This is a genomic window from Paenibacillus sp. 1781tsa1 (genome assembly GCF_024159265.1).
In the GTDB taxonomy this organism is placed as follows: domain Bacteria; phylum Bacillota; class Bacilli; order Paenibacillales; family Paenibacillaceae; genus Paenibacillus.
This window is the reverse complement of the sequence record NZ_JAMYWY010000001.1, coordinates 5499490-5522706: the sequence shown is the minus strand read 5'-3', so window position 1 is coordinate 5522706 and position 23217 is coordinate 5499490. Positions and strand designations below refer to the sequence as shown.

Here is a 23217-nt window from a genome sequence, read left to right as displayed (position 1 = left end):
CGATGGGACCGAGCAAAGCGAAAGGTCGTCGTTTTCCTTTACTGCCTTTAAGAGGACTTCTCGTCTACCCGAGTATGGTACTGCATCTCGATGTGGGCCGGGAGAAATCGGTCAAGGCTTTAGAAAAAGCGATGGTAGAAGAACATTTGATTCTCCTATGTTCCCAAGCCGAAGTAAATATTGAAGAACCAACACAAGAGGACATTTTCAGAATCGGAACCGTGGCCAAGGTCAGACAGATGCTGAAGCTTCCGAACGGTACGATTCGTGTACTCGTAGAAGGCTTGGAACGGGCTGAAATTATTGAATATACGGACAACGAGGAATATTATGAAGTGCTGGCAAAAGAGCTGCCTGAAGAGGAGAATACCCATCCGGAGACGGATGCCTTGATGCGTACCGTTCTGAACCAGTTCGAGAATTATATTAATCTGTCCAAAAAAGTGACACCAGAGACACTCGCAGCAGTGTCTGACATCGAAGAACCAGGGCGTCTGGCCGATGTCATCACGAGTCACCTGTCCTTGAAAATCAAGGATAAACAGGAAATTCTGGAGACCATCGACGTTCGGGAACGTCTGGAGAAATTGCTGGATATCCTGAACAATGAGCGCGAAGTGCTGGAGCTTGAACGCAAAATCAGCCAACGTGTGAAGAAACAGATGGAGAAAACGCAAAAGGAATATTATTTGCGCGAGCAAATGAAAGCGATCCAGAAAGAACTGGGTGAAAAAGAAGGCCGTGCGGGTGAGGTCGAGGAACTTCGCACTCAGATGGAAGAACTCGGCTTGCCGGACAAGGTGAAAGAAAAGGTTGAGAAAGAAATTGATCGACTGGAGAAGATGCCTGCAAGTTCAGCCGAGGGCGGAGTCATTCGCAACTACGTGGATTGGCTGCTCGGCCTTCCTTGGAGCCAGATGACAGCAGATGATCTGGATATCCAAAAAGCCGAGGATGTGCTCAATGCAGATCATTACGGATTGGAAAAGCCGAAAGAACGTGTGCTTGAATATCTGGCGGTCCAGAAGCTTGTCAAGAAGCTCAAAGGGCCGATTCTCTGTCTGGTTGGACCTCCAGGGGTCGGTAAAACATCACTTGCCCGTTCGATCGCCAGATCGCTGGGGCGGGAGTTTGTAAGAATATCTCTCGGCGGCGTGCGTGATGAAGCCGAGATTCGTGGTCACCGACGTACCTATGTAGGCGCCATGCCTGGACGTATCATCCAGGGGATGAAAACGGCGGGTTCACTCAATCCGGTATTCCTGCTGGACGAGATTGATAAGATGGCTTCAGATTTCCGCGGAGACCCTTCCGCAGCGTTACTTGAAGTCCTTGATCCGGAACAGAACAATACGTTTAGTGATCACTTTGTAGAATTGCCGTTTGACTTATCCAACGTTATGTTTATAACAACTGCCAACACGGTACACAACATTCCGCGTCCTTTGCTGGATCGGATGGAAATGCTCAACATCCCTGGTTACACGGAGCTGGAGAAGCTGCAAATTGCGAAAAACTATTTGCTGCCCAAACAGAAGCAGGACCATGGACTGGAAGAAGAGCAATTGGAAATCCCGGATGACGCGTTGTTGCGTGTAATTCGTGAATATACACGGGAGTCCGGTGTGCGGAATCTGGAACAGCAAATGGCTTCGTTGTGCCGGAAAGCTGCCAAGAATATCGTATCTGGTGTGGAAGGTCAGATTAACATCACATCAGATGAGATCAAAAACTACCTTGGACCTGGCAAGTTCCGTTATGGCATGGCCGAACTGGAAGATCAGATTGGTACCGTAACGGGTCTGGCGTGGACTGAAGTGGGCGGAGATACCCTTGTTATTGAAGTGACTGTTGTGCCTGGAACAGGTAAATTGACTCTTACGGGTAAACTGGGGGATGTCATGAAGGAATCGGCACAAGCCGCATTCAGTTACACCCGTTCCAAAGCTACGCAGCTTGGTATCTCGCCTGATTTCCATGAGAAGAACGATATTCATATTCACGTTCCGGAAGGAGCGATTCCGAAGGATGGTCCATCTGCCGGGATTACGATGGCAACAGCGTTAATCTCAGCCCTGACGAACAAACATGTGTCTAAGGATATCGCCATGACTGGCGAAATAACGCTTCGTGGACGTGTGTTGCCGATTGGTGGTTTGAAAGAAAAATCACTGGCAGCCCATCGTGCCGGCTACAAAAAAATATTATTGCCTAAGGATAATGAACGGGACCTGCGTGACATTCCAGACAGCATCAAGGAAGATGTGGAATTTGTCCCTGTAGCCCATATGGATCAGGTATTGCAGCATGCGCTTGTTGAGCAGGCAGGAATTCACCTGTAATCCACGTATCCGAAAGGTTCGTATGAAGAGTAGACCGTTCTGCGGAGGCTTCGGCATCCGCTGGAACGGTTTTTTTGGTATGATAGAACAATCCATGGCATAATACCATCAGTGGGTTATGCATAGTAAAGGCGTTCAAGAGAGGAAAGATACAATATGAAAGTAAATCAATCTGAATTTATTATCAGTGCCGTTCGGCCTGAACAATACCCCGAGGACGGTCTGCCAGAGATTGCTTTGGCGGGACGCTCCAATGTGGGGAAATCTTCCCTGATCAACCGTTTGATCAATCGTAAAAATTTGGCTCGGACGAGTGCAACACCAGGTAAAACACAGCAACTCAACTATTATAAAATTAATCAGGATCTCTACTTCGTCGATTTCCCGGGATATGGTTATGCTAAAGTTTCCAAAGAGCAACGCTTTGCCTGGGGTAAAATGATGGAGAAATACTTGCTCGGACGTGAGGAATTGAAACTGGTTATGCAGATGGTGGATATGAGACATGAGCCATCCAAGGAAGACAAGATGATGAATGAGTGGCTTCGTCACAATGGATTGCCTTTGGTTGTCGTAGCAACCAAGATGGACAAGATTCCAAAAACACGCAGAGCCAAGCATATCAAAGTCATTAAGGAATCGCTGGGTCTACGTTCAGGGGATCTATTTGTGCCGTTTTCATCCGAAGAGGGATTGGGGAAAGAAGAATTATGGGATATCATTACCCGTCATGCTCGCATCGATAAGTATGCACCAGTGCTGGATGCAGAGGGTGCTTCTGAAGAGGAAGAAAACAACGAAATTAACGGATAACCGAGATAGTATACTGTTTTAGTGCAGGAAAGTGAGCATGCTAAGTGAATTTTTGATGAGATCAAGATCAATCCGGTTATTTATGGGATTTCGTGAGAATTCATCATCTGGGTCTGGAGAAAAATAGCGTTAGGGTAGTGTATAATGAGCATAGGTGCATGTTGCCAACAGTACCAAAAATACCGGCTTTGCCGGCCTGAAGAATTTTGAGATGACTGCTACATGTGCAGGAAGGCAAAACAATCGGGAAAGAATTGGGGAGATTTGTATGGCTCAGCGGTTAGCCACAGAGTATGTTAAGGCCACTATGAAATTGTCGGAACCCCAGATGCATCAGTTTTTGCGCATGACAGAAGACGGCCGACTCCATCATCGGGTTAAGGTGTTGGATAATGGATGTCAGGAGGTTGTGCTGGGGGATGTAAGTGGAGAAGAGGTTCATTTCCCTTTTGACCGCATAGAAGGATTTTATATCTGTGAGTTATCTTGCCGCCTGGTGAATCTGCATCTAACCAACGTTGTCCGGAAGCTCTTTATGACTTTTAAGGGTGACGGGGTCGTTCATCGAATCTATAAAGGGTTCACCATGACGTATGTTTACGCTCAAGGCACTGTCCGTAAAATTGTGGAGAAAACCGGGGAGAACACCCGAGTGATCTATGAATACAAAAATACGTTGCTCGAATTGCAACATCTGTTCCTGGCCAGAGATGTAGAACGCGAAATCAACCGTGTGTATGCCGAGATTGATTCACTGCTGGACACTAGAAAAGATGCGACTGCTGATCAGCTTCATCAGATTGATGAGACTCTTGTTCGTAATCAAAAACGGTTGTTTGAGCTTGAAGCTTATTGACCTGAAAGTGTATGCTTATACACGTATAAGAATGTAATGGATTCCCTTGTTTCTTCCGGGCAGTGGTACTTGCCAATGCGGAGGTTTCAGGGGGATTTTTTGATGTGAGATCGATTATGCCGAACTGAAAATATTTATTTTACAATCTTCTGGAAAAGGGTTGATTTCACTCTAATTCAATGTTATTTTTAATCTCGTTGAAAACAATATAGGAACCAGGATTCACTCAGGACATTATATGTTGCGAGAGATTTTTCCCTCGGGAAGTGAATGACGTAGGTCCTAGCGGATGAAATTTTTCAAACATTTTATTCCTAGGAAGGGGGAACCGAAGGGTGGAATATTCAACTTTCGGAAGACACGTTGCTGTTGATACTTGGGGTGTCGACTTTAATCTACTGAACAATGCGGAGTACTTGCAAGCCCAAATGGTTGAAGCAGCGGAGGCATGTGGTGCGACAGTAATGTCCGTACAGTCCAAGCAGTTTGACCCACAGGGAGCGACCGTACTTGTACTATTGTCTGAGAGCCATCTCTCCATTCATACGTATCCTGAGAGAGGTTTTGCAGCGATTGATTGTTACACTTGTGGGGATACCGTTGACCCACAGCTGGCCATTGACTACCTGGTATCCGTATTAAAGCCTGAAAAAACGTATGCAAAGAAGCTGATACGTGGATTGGGCGAATTGCAAGTTGAAACACCAGAGATGAACAACCAGACAGAACGGGTTTAAATAAAAGTATATTGCATACACAATGTTCACATATCGGGATGGGCGCATAACCTCCCAAATTCTAATAGTCATGGAATAACTCCATGGCTATTTGTTTTAATATCCATATCGTTATGAATATTCATAATCGACACTTTTTAACGCATAACGGTGAACTTTGGTGAGACACTACAATAAATGACAGTGCATATGATGATGAACATGGTGATTTCATAAACATTTCATAAAAATGACCCGGTCAAGGCTATGATGTGTGATATAATTAACCATGTCAATCATAAATGGATAGACATATGCAGTAAGCACTTTGATTGGAAATTTATTAGGCAGGTGAACTTGCAATGCACATCGTTGTCGTTGGTTTGAATTATCGCACGGCGCCTGTAGAGGTTAGGGAACGATTCACATTTGCAGAAAAGGACTTGTCTGAAGCGCTGCAGCAGCTCAAGCTGACCAAGAGTGTATTGGAAGGTGTAATCGTAGCCACATGTAACCGTACCGAGTTGTATGTTGTGGTGGACCGTCTTCACATGTGTGGTTATTTTATTCGAACATTCATGGAACAATGGTTTAATGTACCACGGGAAGAATTTACGCAACACTTATATATATATGAAGATGACCAAGCCATGCGCCATTTGTTCCGTGTGATCTGCGGACTGGATTCCATGGTCATTGGTGAGACTCAGATTCTTGGACAGGTGAAACAGGCTTTTCTTAAAGCGCAGGAAGAGAAATCAACAGGTACCTGGTTTAATATGCTGTTCAAACAGGCAGTTACACTGGGCAAACGGGCACATTCGGAGACTTCCATTGGGGAGAGCGCCGTATCTGTCAGTTATGCTGCTGTTGAGCTCGGTAAGAGGATCTTTGGCATGTTCACAGATAAGAAGGTGCTCATATTGGGTGCCGGCAAGATGAGTGAACTAACCGTAAAACATCTTTATGCCAACGGGGCATCCGAAGTCATCGTGGCGAATCGTACGCTCGCAAGAGCCGAAGAATTGGCAGCCAAGTTCCGGGGTACACCTTGTACGATGGAACAGGCATTAGATCGACTTAATGAAGTGGACATTGTGATTAGTTCCACTGGAGCTGAACGTTATGTCATGGATGCGGCAGTGGTACGGGAGAGCATGAAGCGTCGTCAATCTCGTCCATTGTTCCTGATTGATATTGCGGTTCCACGTGATATTGACCCGGCGATTGGTGAATTATCCAACGTATTTCTCTATGACATTGATGATCTGGAAGGAATCGTGGAGAGCAACCTGGAGATGCGTAAGGTGGAAGCCGCAAAGATTGAGAGAATGATTGAGCTTGAGATGGAAGATTATTACCATTGGCTCAAAACGTTGGGTGTTCGTCCCGTTATTCGCGCTTTGCAGGAAAAAGGTGTTTCCATTCATGAAGAAACGATGGATAGCCTGTTTAATAAACTGCCTGAACTCGATGAACATCAGCGTAAAGTCATTCGTCGTTTGACCAAGAGTATTGTAAATCAAATGACGACAGATCCGATTAATCGGATTAAGGAAATGGCAGGCACGAAGCAAGGTGATGAAGCTCTGCGCATGTTTACTCAGATTTTCGCTCTGGAAGATGCAGTAGAGATGGCTGCTGAAAAAGTGAGTCAGAGTGATGCTACAGCTTTGGCGAAACCAGCCGCTCACCTTAACGAAAACCGGCAAGACCCCGTGCCGGCTTATGCTCCGGCAGGCGTATAAGGCGGGTGGGCAGCTTGACCCTTGCTGAACAAGTCTATGAAGCTCTAATCTATATGTATGCCCTGAGCCTACTGTTCTATTTCTCGGACTGCATTCGACGCAATGCGGGGGCGAAGCGGACAGGCACAGGGTTTCTTGTCGTTGTTGGGGGGCTGCAAGTAACGCATGTCATTTTGCGCATGTGGACTGAAGGCCATTTTCCCATCTACACCACCTTTGATTTTTTGTTTATATTTTCATTCAGTATTGTGTTGATGTCTCTCGTCATGACTCGTATCCAGCGTTCCGAATTTGTGATTTTGTTGCTGAATGTTGTAGGTTTTTCCGTTACGGTATTAAACCGACTGTGGTTTACGGCCGGAGAGATATCACTGCATAACTGGCAAACGGTACATGGATTACTCATCATGCATATCACCTTGGCGAATCTTGGTTTTGCGGCGTTAACCGTTGCTACGGTATTTGCCTTGTTATATCTGTTCTTGCACCATAAGTTGAAGAAAAAAAAGTGGAATGATACGATGCGACGGCTGCCGAGCCTGGAAGTGATCGGTAAGTATATGGATGGTGCTACGTTGATTGGAACACCGCTCCTGGGTGTTTCTGTAATGCTTGCCGTATTATCCATTGTGGCGGAAAGACGATGGATCTTGCTCTTGGATCTCAAAGTTATTGCTACAGGTCTTGCTATAGCCATCTACGTAGGTTACTTCGTATTCAAGAGAAGGAAACAGTTCTCTACGATGATCATGGCAAGATGGACACTGATCGGATACGGATTGGTCATTGTGAGTTTTTTATCCAATGCGTATTCAGCGTTTCATCGTTGGACGGGAGAGTGAAGGGGATGGAGCGTTACACGCCAATATTTGTGAATACTTCAGGCAAGAAGTGCTGCGTGGTTGGTGGTGGACGTGTTGCTGAGCGTAAAATTAAGGGATTGCTGCATGCCGAGGCACAGATTACAGTCATTAGTCCGGAGCTTACTCCCGTATTAAAACAACTGCATCATGAATCCCGAATTCAATGGATAGACCGGTCCTACCGCAATGGAGATTTGCGGGGGGCCTTTCTCGTATATGCAGCGACTGATCGGTCAGAGGTCAATTCAACTGTGGTTCGGGATGCTGAGGATGCAGGCATATTGGTGAATGACGCGATGTCTTCGGAGCACAGCAGCTTTATTACGCCAAGCGTGGTCAGGCGTGGAAGATTAAGCATAGCGATATCCACAGCGGGAGCGGGGCCGGCAGCAGCTGCTGAGATACGTGCCACACTCGAACGACAGTTCGGTGATGAGTATGAGACGTACCTTGAGTTTTTGCACCAGATGAGGACCGAAGTGAAGTCACGCGTATCTTCTTCTAGTCTCAGAAGTACGTTGCTTCGGCAGTTAACTGAAATGCACATATTAGAAGATATTCGTACAGGCCATTTCCGGTGGTGGACCGAAGAAGAAATCGGGGACTGGATATCCCGTAATCAGGAGGAAGTATAGATATGCGTACAATTAAGGTTGGAAGTAGACAGAGCGCACTTGCGCTAACCCAGACAGGCCATGTCATTCAGGATTTACGCGACATTTGTGAGCGGGAAGGATTAGCTTTTGACTTTGAAGTACATAAGATTGTTACAAAGGGAGATCTCATTCTGGATGTAACGTTGTCAAAAGTAGGAGGCAAAGGGTTGTTTGTCAAAGAGATTGAACAGGCGATGCTTGATCGTACCATTGATATGGCTGTGCATAGCATGAAGGATATGCCCTCCGAGTTACCCGAAGGATTAATCAATGGCGCTGTTCCCCGTCGTGCAGATCCAAGGGATGCGCTGATTTCCAATGGTGGACTTACGCTGGATCAACTGCCAGAAGGCGCAAGAGTTGGGACAAGCAGTCTGCGCCGGTCCAGTCAATTGAAAGCCTATCGTCCAGATTTGCAATTGGAATCGCTTCGAGGCAATATTGATTCCCGTCTGCGGAAGCTGGAGACCGAAGGCCTTGATGCGATTATTCTGGCTGCTGCAGGGTTGTACCGGATGGGCTGGGAAGACCGGATTACCGAGTACTTGACCGAAACGGCTTGCCTTCCGGCTGTGGGCCAGGGTGCGCTTGGTATCGAATGCCGTGAAGACGATGAAGAACTGTTGCACTTGTTGCAGCTGTATAATGATCCCGAGACAGCATTTCCTGTACAGGCGGAACGCCGTTTTCTCAGTGTATTGAATGGGGGCTGTCAGGTTCCGATTGGTGCTCATGCGGTATGGCTGCCTCAGCAAGATGCAGATTCCCTGAATGGCGAAAACACGTTACAATTAACAGGTATGGTCGGTACACCGGATGGTGGACTGATTCTTAAGGAAGCTCTGACTGGCAAAGACCCGGTTCGTCTGGGAGAAGAAGTGGCTTGGAGATTGATCGAACGGGGAGCAGAGCAGATACTGGCAGAAGTTAGGGGATGAAGACATGGTGGGAAAGGTCTTTTTGGTAGGGGCAGGTCCTGGGGATGCAAAGCTGATTACGGTAAAAGGGTGGGAATCCATCGGTAAAGCCGATGCTGTAGTCTATGATCGTTTGGCCAGTCCGAGATTGTTGAAACAAATGAAACCCGGTGCAGTCAAGATTTACGTGGGTAAGCGCCCGGATCGGCATACGATGAAACAGGAAGAGATCAATCAACTGTTGGTTGATCTGGCCCTGGAAGGCAAGGTTGTGGTTCGGCTTAAGGGTGGCGATCCGACTATCTTTGGACGCGTGGGCGAAGAGGCGGATTTGCTGCACAAAAACGGGATTCCGTTTGAGATCGTGCCAGGGGTAACAGCTGCGATAAGTGTACCTGCGTATGCCGGAATTCCCGTGACACACCGGGACTATGCTTCCTCTATCTCCATCATTACGGGGCATGAAAGTCCGGACAAGCTCGATCGCAGCATCCATTGGGATAAAGTGACGAATGCAACGGGCACACTTGTATTTATGATGGGTGTTGCCAAAATTGGCTATATCAGCGAACAGTTGATTCGTCATGGTCGTCCAGCGCAAACACCAGTAGCTCTGATTCGTTGGGGAACACGAGCGGAACAGGATACCATTACAGGTACCCTTGAAGATATAGAAGCAAAAGTGATCGCAGCCAATTTCCAACCGCCTGCTGTTATTGTGGTGGGGGATGTTGTGAATCAACGGGAACAGTTGAAATGGGCAGAGGCGCTGCCGCTGTTTGGCAAACGAATTCTGGTGACCCGTGCTCGTAGTCAGGCGAGTGAACTGGTGAATCGCATTGAGGAACTTGGCGGCGAACCGTATGAGTTTCCGGTCATTGAGACGGTCATGCCTTCCAGTGAATCTGCGCAGCAAAGTGTCAAAGAAGCCTTCAGTGCTTTAAATACCTATGACTGGGTGTTTTTCACAAGTGTGAACGGCGTGGAGTTTTTCTTCCGCCACCTGGAACAGGAAGGCAAGGATATTCGCTCGATTCATCAAGCAAGAATTGCTGCCGTAGGACCTTCTACAGCAGATGCTTTGCGCAAACATGGCATCGTTGCAGAGGTGGTCAAAGGTCCTTTCCAGGCCGAAGGTATGCTTGAAGCTTTTGAAAGTGAATTGAAGGAAGGTCAGAAAGTACTGCTTCCGCACGGTGATCTTGCACGTACGTGGTTACGTGACCAGCTGAGAGAACGGGGGCTTCAAGTCACCGAAGCCATCATCTATGATACGATCCTCGCGGGTGAGGATGATGATGAACTGCTCAAGCTGCTTGAAGAAGGCGGTATTCATGCAGTGACCTTTACAAGTTCATCGACAGTTACCAACTTCATGAGTATGTTGAAACGTATGGGGTTGCAAGATCCGCTGCCTTTATTGAAAGATGTGGAGGTTGCATGTATCGGACCTGTTACAGCGAAGACAGCAGAGGCCGCTGGACTGCGTGTTACACTCATGGCAGAGGAAGCAACGATGGATAGCTTGATCACAGTTCTATGTGACTGGAAACGGACAAGCACCAAGGAAGGCGTTCTTCGGAATTAATACACATGTAATATGTTGACATATGAAGCGTGCTGAATTCGATAGGATACCAGCGCGCTTCCCTTTTTGCTCTATTACACTTTCAGGGAGGTTTTACACGTATGAGTTTTCCAATTGTACGGCATCGCCGTTTACGCCAATCCACAGGTATTCGCAATATGGTCAGAGAGACCCATCTAACCGTGGATGATTTTATTCAACCGATTTATGTAACGTATGGAGAAAATGTCAAATCCGAAATCAAATCCATGCCTGGGGTATTCCGCTTCTCGCTGGATCGTCTTCAGGAAGAAGTAACAGAAATTGCCGAGTTGGGAATTCCAGCCGTGTTATTGTTCGGTATTCCGGAGACCAAAGACAGTGTGGGTTCATCTGGTTTCGCTGAAGATGGCATTGTGCAGGAAGCGACGAGATTAATCAAATCGTGGTATCCAGAGCTGCTGGTTGTTGCAGATACTTGTCTGTGTGAATTCACGGATCACGGTCACTGCGGTATGGTACACACCGTGGAGATTGACGGTCACATCTGCGGTGATGTGTTAAATGACGAATCACTTGATCTGCTCGTGCAAACGGCAGTGTCCCAAGCCAAAGCAGGAGCGGACATTATTGCGCCATCCAACATGATGGATGGATTTGTACAAGCGATCCGTGCCGGGCTGGATGAGAATGGATTCAGTCACATTCCGATCATGTCCTACTCTGTAAAATACGCGTCGGCTTTCTATGGTCCATTCCGTGAAGCTGCGGATTCCACGCCACAATTTGGAGATCGCAAGTCGTATCAGATGGACCCGGCCAATGCACGTGAAGCTTTGCGTGAAGCCGAAACGGATGTGCTGGAAGGAGCGGACATGTTGATGGTTAAACCATCCCTTTCTTATCTGGATGTTATGCGCACCATCAAGGATCAATTTGATCTTCCGCTTGTTGCCTATAATGTAAGTGGCGAGTATGCCATGGTTAAGGCGGCGGCGATTCAAGGCTGGATCGATGAGAAAAAAGTCGCCATGGAAATCCTGCTCAGCATGAAACGCGCAGGTGCAGATATGATCATTACCTACTATGGAAAAGACGCTTCTCGCTGGTTGGCTGAGAAATAAAATAAATTACATTAAGGAGGATACTCATGACTGCACAACAAGGTAATCGTCGCAATGATGAGCGCTCACGCAGCGCGTTTGAGGAAGCTAAGCAGTACATACCCGGGGGGGTGAACAGCCCTGTACGCGCATTCAAATCGGTGGGACTTACTCCGATCTATGCGGAGCGCGGCGAAGGGTCCAAAATCTACGATATTGATGGCAATGTTTTTATTGACTATGTAGGATCGTGGGGTCCACTTATCATGGGACATGCGCACCCTGACGTTGTAGAAGCTTTGCGTGAGACAGCCCTTAAAGGAACAAGTTTTGGTGCACCTACCTTGCTGGAGACCGAGATGGCGAAACTGGTCTGTGAGCGTGTACCTTCCATCGATATCGTGCGGATGGTTAATTCCGGTACGGAAGCAACCATGAGTGCCATTCGACTGGCACGCGGGGTAACCGGACGCAGTAAAATTCTGAAGTTTGAAGGATCATATCATGGACATGCGGACAGCTTGCTGATTAAGGCTGGTTCAGGTGTTGCAACGTTGGGGCTGCCAGATAGTCCAGGTGTGCCTGAAGGCGTAGCTGTAAATACCATTACGGTACCTTATAACGATCTGGAGTCCGTGACGCTTGCTTTTGAACGTTATGGTGAAGAACTGGCCGCTGTTATTGTGGAACCTGTGGCAGGTAACATGGGGGTTGTACCTCCGGCTTCCGGTTTCCTTGAAGGCTTGCGCAGTTTGACGACGCAATATGGCAGCCTGCTTATTTTTGACGAAGTCATGACCGGTTTCCGTGTAGGGTTGAACTGTGCCCAGGGACGGTATGGGGTTACACCTGACCTGACTTGTCTGGGGAAAGTGATCGGTGGCGGACTCCCGGTTGGTGCTTATGGTGGTCGCCGGGATCTTATGGAACAGATTGCCCCTACGGGACCGATCTATCAAGCAGGTACACTAAGCGGGAATCCGCTGGCTATGGCCGCAGGATATACCACGCTCAAATTGTTAACACCAGAGGTCTATGACCGTCTGGAGACACTGTCTGCACGTCTGCAAGCCGGATTCGAGAAAAATGCAGCTGAGACGGGTGTCGCGATAACCATTAACCGTGTGGGTTCCATGGTTTGTCCATTCTTCAGTGCCGTTCCAGTAACCAATTATGATATTGCCAAAGAAAGCAATCTGGATCAATTCCGTCGTTATTTTGCGGCCATGATTGATCAAGGTGTGAGTGTTGCGCCTTCGCAATACGAAGGCATGTTTGTCTCTGGTGTGCACACGGAGCAGGATATTGACGATACGATCGAGGCGAATCGTAAAGCTCTTCAATCGCTATGACAATCAAAAGTTGGAAACGCCGCGGGGAATGGCTTGAGCTGATGCCAGGCAAAGCCGTAACAGGCAGCACGGACAAACAGATGGCTGCTGAGCAATGGCTATTGTCTGAGCTTCGGTTTCCAGAGAAATTGTTACGTCAGCTTAAAGCAAACCGTGGAATACAACTCGCAGGGGACCGGCTTCGGCTGGCCCTTTTTGCGTCCCGGCCAATCGATGTTGAGCCACGCTGGGCTGAGGTGGAGGTCTTGTATGAGGATGATTTCTGTCTGGTTATGCACAAACCGGCAGGCATGAAACTGCATCCGGATGGAAGCCGGGCTGATCAGGCCATCACGCTGGATCATGTGGTTGCCTCCTATTATGAGATGAACGGAATACAGGCGAGCGTACGCCATGTTCATCGACTGGATGAGGATACAACCGGACCTGTCCTGTATGCCAAAAATGCTTTTGCCCTCGCCAAACTGGATGAAGCGATGCGTCACAAAGAGATTGATCGCCATTATGTAGCCATCGCAGGGGGGCAACTATCCCGTGAACTGCACAAAATTGATGCTCCGATTGGCAAAGACAGACATCACAAACAGCGCAGACGTGTCTCGGAAGGTGGTCAAGAAGCGGTTACTCATGTGGAGATCGTCGAAGTGTGGGAACGAGCAACCCTTGTACGATTGAAGCTGGATACAGGACGAACACACCAAATTCGTGTACATCTGAGTTACGCGGGACATCCGCTTATCGGTGATGAGTTGTATGGAGGAAAAGCGGATGCCATTGGTCGGCAGGCGCTTCACGGAGAAGTGCTGAAGTTTAACCACCCGTTAACTGGAGCCATGATTGAAGTGAATGACCCTTGGCCAGCCGACTTCACACAATTGGCAGAACGTGAAAAGGTGTATTCATAAATGATATAAAGCGAACTTGAATAGTTTCACGAGAACGGAGAGGACAGAAATAACGTGAAGAAGCGGAGCGTTCGCCTAAAAGCTTTCTGAAAGAAAGCTGCTTCGGAAGCATAAGCTATCCCCGGATTTTCCCTTTGAAGAAGGGAATCAAAAAAAATCTGGGGATAACAGTGATCGGAAGGTTATTCTGTCATCGAAGTGGCTAGGTGAAACATTCTCTATTTCGCTTTATATAGCAAGGTTTTTCAAAAGGTGGCATGCTCCTCTCATTCAAGGCATATAGATGGGGTAACGAAGGATTTGGACCATGGATCAGTCCCATGAGAAGGATCATGGTGAACATATGCCGAAAGGAGGACGCCACCTTTGTTGAATCAACCTTATGGTTTGCGGTTCGATATTTATGAGCGCGTTCATTTGTCTGAGGGAGTCCCTGCGATTGAGGAATTGGAGGAGATTGAACTATACCCGCGCATTCAAGTCATAGGGCAGGATGATCATGCCACGTTAAGAGGGCATCTTTTACTAACAGGTGCGTACAGAGGAGAAAATGAGGCTTCTGAGGAGCTCAAACATTTCATTCCCGTGGAGATCACAGTGCCGCTGAACCGGGTCAGATCGATTGAGGATATTTCCATTGAGATCGAAAATTTTGACGTGGATCTGTTATCCAATCGCAGTCTGAACATTACTGGCGTGTTGTCGCTGCGAGGCATCGAGGGCTTTCCTGTTGAAGAGCCACAAGTGTGGTCAGCAGATGAATTTACGGTAGTCCACTCACCGGATGCTCAGCAATCCAACCGTTCCGATGAAGCAGAACAGACAGGTAGCGACCCCAACACATTTGCACAAGAGTATCTGCTCCAGCGGAGTGAGGAAGAGAGACTTGCGAATGCAGCAGAACTTGCATATGGTGCCCCGGAATATCATCAGGAATATACGAACTTATCATCAGCCGAGCCACTTCAATCTGAGGAGCAAAGTGCGGAGTATGCTAACGAAAACAGACAACCTGATGCAGACGAAGATCCCGCATCTCTGACAGCGAATGGAGATGAATTGGCATCCCATGAGCAATACAGCGAACCTTCTCCGATCTCGTCATTTATGGCTGAGACTGCTGATCGGTTAGCTTCTTACCCTGAGTCGGAACCAGTGCTGCCTCTGGAAGAAGAGTCTTTAGCGTGGTCCGAGCCTTCTGGGGATGCATTGCCTGAGGAGCCTAGAAATTCAGATCAAGCAGTCCCAGAGCCTACTGCTCAATCATCTAATGAGTTTGCAGCACCAGATGTACCGGACGCACCGGACGTATGGCATTTCGAATCAGCGAGATCTGTACCTCAGCAGGAGAATCAGGCAGTTGATGTTCCGGTTGAACCACAGGCGGAGAACTGGCAAGGTGTATTCGGTTCGTCCGAAGCAGGCAATGCAGAGGAAGAACGCCCGTCTTTTGAAGCGACTGGGGTAGATGAGTTTGTGCAGAACGAAGCATTTGTTCCTGAACCTGTGGCTGAGACGGAAGACAAGCCGGAGATGAAGGTTGCTTTTGGCAGCAAAAAGGAATCCGCACCAAGACAAGAGGAGGGTGTGGGTATCTCTTCCTTGTTATCCTCTGGCAGATCAGCACGCGATGCTGAAGTGGAGAGAGGCGAAGAGGTTCCAGCTGGTGTGATACAGGAAGAAACGTATGCACCAGAGGATGTGGAATGGAAGAATCTGTTCCTGGGAACGATCGTGGACCAGACGCCATTCCGTAAGGTGAAACTGTGTATCGTCCAGCGGGAAGATACACTGGATGCCATTGCAGATCGATACCAATTGAGCACAAGGGAACTTCAATTGTATAACCGATTATCTGAACAAGTTGTGGAAGAAGGTCAGATATTGTACATCCCTTAATCCGTAGTTAAAGCCTTCGTTACGACCCGTGATCCCCTTGAGGATTACGGGTTTTTGCATGATTTGCCCTAAACCTGCATTCCAGCGCACTTTATCCGCTGTTGTCAGGTTGACTATCGCGCACGAGCAAGGTATGATGTGTGTAGGTTTTTTGAAGAACAACGTGGAACGGGAGTAGTAGACAGTATGACCTTTCAGAGAGTGGAATCGCAACGCTGTGAGATTCCGCAGGAACCAACTGATCGAAGTCGCCCGGGAGTTGCCTGTTTGAATACAAGGGATGAATGAGATTTATCGTCATTTATTTCTGAGGTAGGATGGGCCGGTAGCAGCCGTTATCTGCTTGAAGTGTCACGTCATGTACAAAGGGTGAAGTCTATCTTGCTGTCGGCGTGAAACAAAGGTGGTACCGCGAAAGCTAACCTTTCGTCCTTTGATGGATGAAAGGTTTTTTTTGTTTTTTTTGGCGAAGATGATGAAGATGAAGTAACGGAGGAATGACACATGTCTGAGGAAAAAAAATCAGCTGCAACAGAAATGCCGACCACTTACGATCCTAAAGCGGCAGAGGACAAATGGTACTCCACCTGGATGGAGCGCGGATATTTCAAAGCCGGTCAACGTAAAGATGCCGAGCCGTATACGATTGTAATTCCACCCCCAAATGTAACCGGGATGCTGCACATCGGGCATGCGCTCGACTTTACACTACAGGATATTCTGATCCGCACCAAACGGATGCAGGGTTATGATGCACTGTGGCTTCCAGGTTCCGACCATGCAGGTATTGCTACCCAAACCAAAGTGGAGCAGAAGCTGCGTGAAGAAGGTCTGACCCGTTATGATCTGGGACGTGAGAAGTTTCTGGAGAAAGTATGGGATTGGAAAGATCAATATGCCACAACCATTCGTCAGCAATGGGGCAAAATGGGTTTGTCGCTTGATTACTCACGTGAACGTTTTACGCTGGATGAAGGTCTGTCCCAAGCGGTTCGTAAAGTATTTGTTCAACTGTATGAAAAAGGCCTTATTTACCGAGGCAAACGCATCATTAACTGGGACCCGGTGAACCGGACAGCTCTGTCCGACATTGAGGTTGAATATAAAGAGGTTCAGGGTCACTTGTACCATCTGCGTTACCCGCTCAAAGATGGAAGTGGCTACGTTACCGTGGCAACAACGCGTCCTGAAACGATGCTGGGTGATACAGCGGTCGCTGTTCATCCGAAGGATGAGCGCTATGCAGATATGATTGGTAAAGTACTTGTACTGCCTATCATCGGACGAGAAATTCCAATTATCGCTGATGATTATGTGGATAAAGAGTTTGGAAGTGGTGCAGTTAAAATCACGCCTGCGCATGATCCAAATGACTTTGAAGTAGGTCTTCGTCATGATCTGCCTCAGATTACGGTAATGGATGAGAGCGGCACAATGAATGCAGAAGCTGGTAAGTATCAGGGACTGGATCGCAGTGAATGCCGCAAGCAGATTGTTGCTGATATGAAAGAGCAAGGTGTATTGATCAACATCGAGGATCATACGCATCAGGTTGGACACAGTGAACGTACCGGAGCTGTTGTTGAACCATATCTGTCTACCCAGTGGTTTGTTGAGATGAAGCCACTTGCAGAGAGAGCGATCAAGAAACAACAGAGCGGCGAAGGGGTTAATTTTGTTCCAGACCGTTTCGAGAAAACCTATCTAAACTGGATCGAGAACGTTCGTGACTGGTGTATTTCCCGTCAACTGTGGTGGGGACATCGTATTCCTGCCTGGTATGATGAGGAAACGGGTGAAATCATCGTATCTGCTGAAGATCCGACTACGCTGCCAGAAAATGCTGGACGCAAGCTTAGACAGGATGAGGATGTACTCGATACTTGGTTTAGCTCCGGCTTATGGCCATTCTCCACACTAGGCTGGCCGGAAGATACGGAAGACCTGCAACGTTATTATCCGACAAGTGTACTTGTGACAGGGTATGACATCATATATTTCTGGGTTGCACGTATGATTTTCACTGCACTGGAATTCACGGATGAGATTCCGTTTAAGGATGTGCTGATGCATGGTCTTGTTCGTGATGCAGATGGACGCAAAATGTCCAAATCACTGGGCAACGGTGTAGATCCGCTGGATGTGATTGAGAAATATGGTGCAGATGCAATGCGTTACATGATCTCAACCAGCAGCACGCCAGGCCAGGATCTCCGTTTCCGTTGGGAACGGGTGGAGCAGGCTCGTAATTTTGCCAACAAGATCTGGAATGCTTCGCGCTTTGCATTGATGAATCTGGAAGGATTCACCTATGAGGATCGGGACATCAGCGGAGAGCTTGGTACAGCGGATTATTGGATTTTGCACCGTCTGAACGAAACTTCCCGCGATATTACGCGTCTAATCGAAGCGTATGAATTTGGGGAAACGGGTCGTGTGCTGTATAACTTTATCTGGGATGACCTGTGTGACTGGTACATTGAGTTTGCTAAACTGTCCTTCTATGGGGAAGATCCGGTTGCCAAGAAGAAAACACAATCCGTGCTTGCTTATGTGCTGGATCAGACCATGCGCCTGATTCATCCGTTTATGCCATACATCTCCGAAGAGATCTGGCAGCATCTGCCGCATGAAGGTGAGACAATTACGCTGGCAGCATGGCCGGTATATGATCCTGCTTTTGAGAACCCAGAGGCTGTAGCCGAGATGAACCTGCTCATGGATACCATTCGTGCAGTTCGGAACATTCGTGCAGAAGTGAACGTGCCTATGAGCAAAAAGATCGAATTGATGGTAAAAGCAAATAGCCCTGAAGCGTCCAGCATCATCGAACGTAACAGTCATTACATCAAACGTTTCTGTAACACGTCCGAGTTCGATAGTGGGCTGGATCTAAGCTCCCCGGATAAGGCAATGACTGCAATCATTACAGGGGCAGAGCTATACTTGCCGCTTGCTGGTCTTATTGATATCGAACAGGAAGTGGCTCGCCTGGAGAAAGAGTTACAGAACCTTGAGGGCGAAGTACTCCGTGTGGAGAAAAAGCTGTCGAATGAAGGCTTTGTTGCCAAAGCGCCTGCCAAGGTTATTGAAGAAGAGCGCGCCAAGCAAGCAGACTATTCCGATAAACGGGATAAAGTGATTGCACGAATCAAGGAACTGAAAGGTTAATATATTTGGGTCGGATGGAGAGCCATTATGCCATCCGGCCGCTTTTTTCACTCAAACTCGGAACCGAAGGTGAATCAGATGACGGAATTAGACGGGACAGATGCAGCAGCTCCTTTACTTACGTATAACGAGGCCGTGGACTGGATCAATGGCCTTATTCCTTTTGGCATACGACCTGGATTGGAACGAATCGAGAGTCTGATGTCTATGTTAGGCAATCCTCACCAGCGTCTCAAATTTATTCACGTCGCGGGAACGAACGGCAAAGGTTCGACTTGCGCTTTTTTGACGTCAGTGCTTCTTCAGGCTGGATATGATGTGGGTACCTTTACGTCGCCTTATATCACCAAGTTTACGAACCGTTTTCAATACAACGGCGAGGATATTCCGGAAGAGATTCTGTTGAAGATCTCTAACCGTCTGCGCCCGCTGGTTATGGAAATGGCATCTTCTCCGCTTGGTTCCCCAACGATGTTTGAGGTGTCCACGGCTCTCGCGCTTCTGTATTATGCAGAAGAGTGCTACCCTGATGTTGTGGTATGGGAGACGGGGCTGGGGGGAAGGATGGACGTAACGAATATTGTTTCGCCTGTTGTGTCCGTCATCACCAACATTGGTATGGATCACACGGATGTGCTTGGAGATACGATTGAGCAGATTGCTGGAGAAAAGGCAGGCATTATCAAGCCGGGAGTACCCGTTGTGACCTGCGCGACGCAACCCGAAGCTGTGAAAGTGATTCAGGAGAAAGCACAGCAGCTTCAATCAAGCCTGTATTTGGCTGGAGATCAATTCTCTTATCATCGACTGGAGAGTAATGAGAACGGACAATCTTTTCATTTTACCGGCCCGTTTCGTGATCTGGACGTTCGCATACGCATGCAGGGCTCACATCAATGTGACAATGCTGCGGCCGCACTGATGGTGCTTGAATTGCTTAGACAATACATGGCATTTATGCTGGATGACAACGATATTGCACTTGGACTGGAGAATGCTTTCTGGGCGGGAAGATTCGAAAAAGTCGTCGATCAACCCCGAATTGTGCTCGATGGAGCACATAATCCGGAAGGGGCAGAGTCACTGGCCAAGAGCATTACGGAAGTCTATCCTCACAACAAGTTAATTTTGATGATGGGTATGTTGGCAAATAAGCATCACGAAGCGTATTTGCAGCATATACTGCCACTAGTGGATACGCTGATCCTGACCGAGCCAGATTTCCGACGCAAAATGGATGCAGCCGAATTGCTGCAGATTGTCGAACGGGTACGTCCCGCCATTGCGAAGAAGGAACTGGAAATCATCGTCGAGCCCGAATGGGCAAAGGCACTTGATCTATTGAAGTCACGGACGGAAGCGGAAGATCTGGGGGTGGTCTCCGGCACACTGTACCTGATTGCGGATGTGCGGGCAGCCCTTTTGCATCAAACCGATTCTGAAAAAGGTTGGTGAAAGTTTTGTTAAATACATCGGAACACGTTCATTTTATAGGGATTGGCGGATATGGCATGAGTGCCATCGCAAGAGTTATGTTGGAAATGGGATACACCGTTACCGGATCGGATGTCGCTTCACAGGAGTTGACCGAGAAGTTGGCAGCCAAGGGAGCGAAAATATATATCGGACATACGGCAGAGCACGTCACTGGAGCAGACCTGGTTGTATACTCTACGGCAGCGCCTGCTGATAATGTGGAACGGGTAGCGGCTGCAGAGCTGAACATTCCGATTCTACATCGTTCCCAGATGCTTGCACGTTTGTTGAACGAACGTAAAGGTGTGGCTGTGGCTGGAGCTCACGGTAAAACAACCACCTCATCCATGATTGCACTGGTTATGGATAAATGTGATACGGATCCGACATATATCATTGGCGGAGAGATCATGAATGTGGGCACCAACGCCAAGGCGGGCCAGGGCGACTGGGTAGTCGCTGAGGCGGACGAGAGCGATGGCTCATTTTTGCAGTACCATCCATGGCTCGGTATTGTAACCAATATTGAGGCAGATCATCTGGAGAATTACAACAGTGATTTTGAGGAGCTCAAAAAGGCTTATGTGCAGTTCCTGAGCCAGATTCGTCCGGAAGGAACAGCCATTGTGTGCTCTGACGACGAGAATGTTCAAGCGATTTTGCCAGAACTCAAGTCACGGATTACAACCTATGGTATTGATCGTGCTGCGGATTATACGGCAACGGATATTGTACTGGGTGATCGCCGTATCTCCTTTACGATGAATCATCAGGGTGCTGCTATGGGCACGGTGGAATTATCAGTGCCAGGTAAGCATAACGTTTATAATGCCATGGCTACTGTAATTACCTGTCTGGAAGCAGGTATTCCATTTGAGAAGATTGTGGCAGCGATTATCCAGTTCCACGGAGCCAAACGCAGATTCCAGGTATTGGGCGAGGCGCGTGATATGCTGATCATTGATGATTATGCGCATCACCCGACTGAGATTGAAGCGACCATTAGTGCAGCCAAAGCAACAGGCAAACGCATTATTGCGGTATTCCAGCCACAGCGTTATACGCGTACGTTCTTCCTGTTGGATGCGTTCAGTCGTGCTTTCGCGGAAGCGGATGAGGTGCTTATTACAGATATCTATTCTCCTGCGGGCGAAAAACAGATCGAAGGGGTAACCTCAGCCAAACTGGTTGAACTAATCGTTCAAAACAGTAATGCATCTGCACGGTACCTTCCTACGAAAGAAGAAGTTGTAGCTGATCTGCAGCATCGTTTGCAGCCAGGAGACCTGGTGATTACGATGGGTGCGGGTGATATCTGGAAAGTCGGCGATACCCTTGCCAAAGGCTTGAAATAAATCAACTGAGAAATCGCCTGTCTTCGATACGAAGCAGGCGTTTTTTTTGCGTTAATTGGAATGTATTCTGCCTTCTCTGCATATAGCTGATATAAATGGGACAAAGGAGAGGGTACGGGTGAGCAATGCTAGAATGACGTTTCGCTTCGGGGATCATGAGTCGGACAAGCCTGGAAACAAGAGGAGTTCCGCGTCCAGTCCATTGGTGACGTTAAGTGAAGAAGTACCGCATAATCAACCGCTAACGCCTAAACAGATGGATGCAACCCCATCATGGACGCCTGAGGATATCCCCGGAGACTGGGGAGAGACGGTGCTTACAAGCTCTACTGTACCTGAACCTGACGAGCGGGTGAGCCCTGATTCGAACTTGAACTTGGATGCACCCCATTATTTGGGGAACCGTTCCGGCTACGGTTATGATAATTATTCAGAAGATCCGGAGGAAGAGCGTCGCCATCTGTCTTATGCCCAGGATGATCTGGGCCACGACTGGCTTGCAGATTCCGAGAACTATTCCTATAAGCGCAATCGCCCTCCAAGGGGCTGGAAAATGATTGGTTCTGTCACTGGGGCGCTTGTTACCGGAGCACTTTTTGGCATGGTTATTCTTTCATTTTTTAATAAAGAAGGAGCCGTCAAGCCAGGTGATCTTCTGCCCGCCAATCAGGCAGTTTCCACAGTGACTGGTCAGGAGGGGGCTGCAGGTACAGCGCAGCAACAGACAGCGGCGACTGGCAGCACGTATTATGCACTTCAATACGGCGTGTTCAGTTCTCCTGAACGAGCTGAGCAGGCTAAGCTTGAGCTGGCTCAGGCAGGTATAGCGGCAGGGTCTGATCCTGAAGATGGCAATCGAGTATATGCAGGCATTTCGGCTGATCGTGAAGAGGCCAAGCTACTTAGCTCCAGGCTAAAAGCTCAGGGAGTCGAACTGTATGTCAAGGAGATTGTGAACCCTGAGATCAATCCGGCTATATTCGGTGGCAAGCAAGAGGATGTGCAGCTTTTCTTCACAAACAGTTCTGCACTGGTCGAACAATTGTCTACCTTGTCCATTCAGCAGTTGGGACAATCCGCACCGACAGCAGTCTCTGCAGAAACGATGACCGCGATTCAGAATAAGCACCAGTCATGGTTAACCGGTTTGAATAGCCTCTCACCCGGCCTGACTGCGGAGGTACAACCTATTGTTGGTGGAATGGAGAAATCAATGAACGATGCAATAACGGCTATTGCAGAGTACAACAAGAACCCGGATGATGTGCACATGTGGTCCGTGCAGTCTGATCTGATGGAATATGTACTACAGCAGAAAAAATGGCTCGAAGCGATTAAGCAGTAACATGCTCTTTCCCATAACAACGCTTCGAAATACCCATCCGGCAAGGAACTGGAAATAGTTCCCCTTGCCGGATTTGTGTTTGTATTGACGTACAAAACCCCGTATAATAATGTGGGTGTCAAAAAATGGCGAG

General features: G+C 48.0%; 17 protein-coding genes and 1 other annotated feature. All 17 genes read left to right on the top strand.

Annotated features, from left to right (window positions below):
- Positions 1 to 2 precede the first annotated feature (2 nt).
- The 17 genes from lon (at position 3) to NKT06_RS31970 (ending at position 23084) form a co-directional block, all read left to right on the top strand.
- Positions 3 to 2342 carry an endopeptidase La gene (lon, locus tag NKT06_RS24855; RefSeq protein WP_253440324.1) on the top strand — a complete coding sequence of 780 codons (2340 nt, stop codon included), beginning with the start codon at positions 3 to 5 and terminating at the stop codon, positions 2340 to 2342.
- 156 nt (positions 2343 to 2498) lie between these two features.
- On the top strand, positions 2499 to 3155 hold the full coding sequence (gene yihA, locus NKT06_RS24850; RefSeq protein ID WP_253440321.1) for a ribosome biogenesis GTP-binding protein YihA/YsxC: 657 nt from the start codon (positions 2499 to 2501) through the stop codon (positions 3153 to 3155).
- Positions 3156 to 3423: 268 nt separating this feature from the next.
- A complete protein-coding gene (locus NKT06_RS24845; protein WP_253440318.1) occupies positions 3424 to 4011 on the top strand; it encodes a non-ribosomal peptide synthetase module in 588 nt (195 codons plus the stop codon).
- A gap of 335 nt (positions 4012 to 4346) precedes the next feature.
- Complete coding sequence (gene speD, locus NKT06_RS24840) at positions 4347 to 4748, top strand: adenosylmethionine decarboxylase (RefSeq protein ID WP_253440316.1); 402 nt, start codon at positions 4347 to 4349, stop codon at positions 4746 to 4748.
- 341 nt (positions 4749 to 5089) lie between these two features.
- Positions 5090 to 6475, top strand: coding sequence for a glutamyl-tRNA reductase (gene hemA / locus NKT06_RS24835; protein WP_036605893.1), 1386 nt, complete (start codon positions 5090 to 5092; stop codon positions 6473 to 6475).
- Positions 6476 to 6489: 14 nt separating this feature from the next.
- The gene (gene ccsA, locus NKT06_RS24830) at positions 6490 to 7317 is read left to right on the top strand and encodes a cytochrome c biogenesis protein CcsA (protein WP_483311633.1); all 828 of its coding nucleotides are present in this window, start codon (positions 6490 to 6492) and stop codon (positions 7315 to 7317) included.
- A 5-nt stretch (positions 7318 to 7322) separates the two neighbouring features.
- The gene (locus tag NKT06_RS24825; RefSeq protein ID WP_253440313.1) at positions 7323 to 7973 is read left to right on the top strand and encodes a precorrin-2 dehydrogenase/sirohydrochlorin ferrochelatase family protein; all 651 of its coding nucleotides are present in this window, start codon (positions 7323 to 7325) and stop codon (positions 7971 to 7973) included.
- A gap of 2 nt (positions 7974 to 7975) precedes the next feature.
- Entirely contained in the window at positions 7976 to 8932 is a 957-nt protein-coding gene (gene hemC / locus NKT06_RS24820; protein ID WP_253440311.1) for a hydroxymethylbilane synthase, read from the top strand.
- 4 nt (positions 8933 to 8936) lie between these two features.
- A complete protein-coding gene (gene cobA, locus NKT06_RS24815; RefSeq protein ID WP_253440309.1) occupies positions 8937 to 10499 on the top strand; it encodes a uroporphyrinogen-III C-methyltransferase in 1563 nt (520 codons plus the stop codon).
- A gap of 101 nt (positions 10500 to 10600) precedes the next feature.
- Positions 10601 to 11602, top strand: a complete 1002-nt coding sequence (hemB, locus tag NKT06_RS24810; protein WP_017692601.1) for a porphobilinogen synthase — start codon at positions 10601 to 10603, stop codon at positions 11600 to 11602.
- Positions 11603 to 11628: 26 nt separating this feature from the next.
- Positions 11629 to 12933: a glutamate-1-semialdehyde 2,1-aminomutase gene (hemL, locus tag NKT06_RS24805; RefSeq protein ID WP_074096251.1), complete on the top strand. Its 1305-nt coding sequence runs from the start codon at positions 11629 to 11631 to the stop codon at positions 12931 to 12933.
- Positions 12930 to 13838, top strand: coding sequence for an RluA family pseudouridine synthase (locus NKT06_RS24800; protein WP_253440307.1), 909 nt, complete (start codon positions 12930 to 12932; stop codon positions 13836 to 13838). The genes hemL and NKT06_RS24800 overlap by 4 nt, the downstream gene beginning before the upstream one ends.
- 366 nt (positions 13839 to 14204) lie before the next feature.
- The gene (locus tag NKT06_RS24795; protein ID WP_253440305.1) at positions 14205 to 15737 is read left to right on the top strand and encodes a LysM peptidoglycan-binding domain-containing protein; all 1533 of its coding nucleotides are present in this window, start codon (positions 14205 to 14207) and stop codon (positions 15735 to 15737) included.
- A 155-nt stretch (positions 15738 to 15892) separates the two neighbouring features.
- Positions 15893 to 16174 (top strand) — a binding site (T-box leader).
- Positions 16175 to 16241: 67 nt separating this feature from the next.
- Positions 16242 to 18908 carry a valine--tRNA ligase gene (locus tag NKT06_RS24790; RefSeq protein WP_253440302.1) on the top strand — a complete coding sequence of 889 codons (2667 nt, stop codon included), beginning with the start codon at positions 16242 to 16244 and terminating at the stop codon, positions 18906 to 18908.
- A gap of 78 nt (positions 18909 to 18986) precedes the next feature.
- Positions 18987 to 20363, top strand: coding sequence for a bifunctional folylpolyglutamate synthase/dihydrofolate synthase (locus NKT06_RS24785; RefSeq protein WP_253440300.1), 1377 nt, complete (start codon positions 18987 to 18989; stop codon positions 20361 to 20363).
- Between the two features lie 56 nt (positions 20364 to 20419).
- Positions 20420 to 21739, top strand: a complete 1320-nt coding sequence (gene murC / locus NKT06_RS24780; RefSeq protein ID WP_253442774.1) for a UDP-N-acetylmuramate--L-alanine ligase — start codon at positions 20420 to 20422, stop codon at positions 21737 to 21739.
- A 118-nt stretch (positions 21740 to 21857) separates the two neighbouring features.
- The gene (locus NKT06_RS31970) at positions 21858 to 23084 is read left to right on the top strand and encodes an SPOR domain-containing protein (RefSeq protein ID WP_253440297.1); all 1227 of its coding nucleotides are present in this window, start codon (positions 21858 to 21860) and stop codon (positions 23082 to 23084) included.
- Positions 23085 to 23217: the final 133 nt, after the last annotated feature.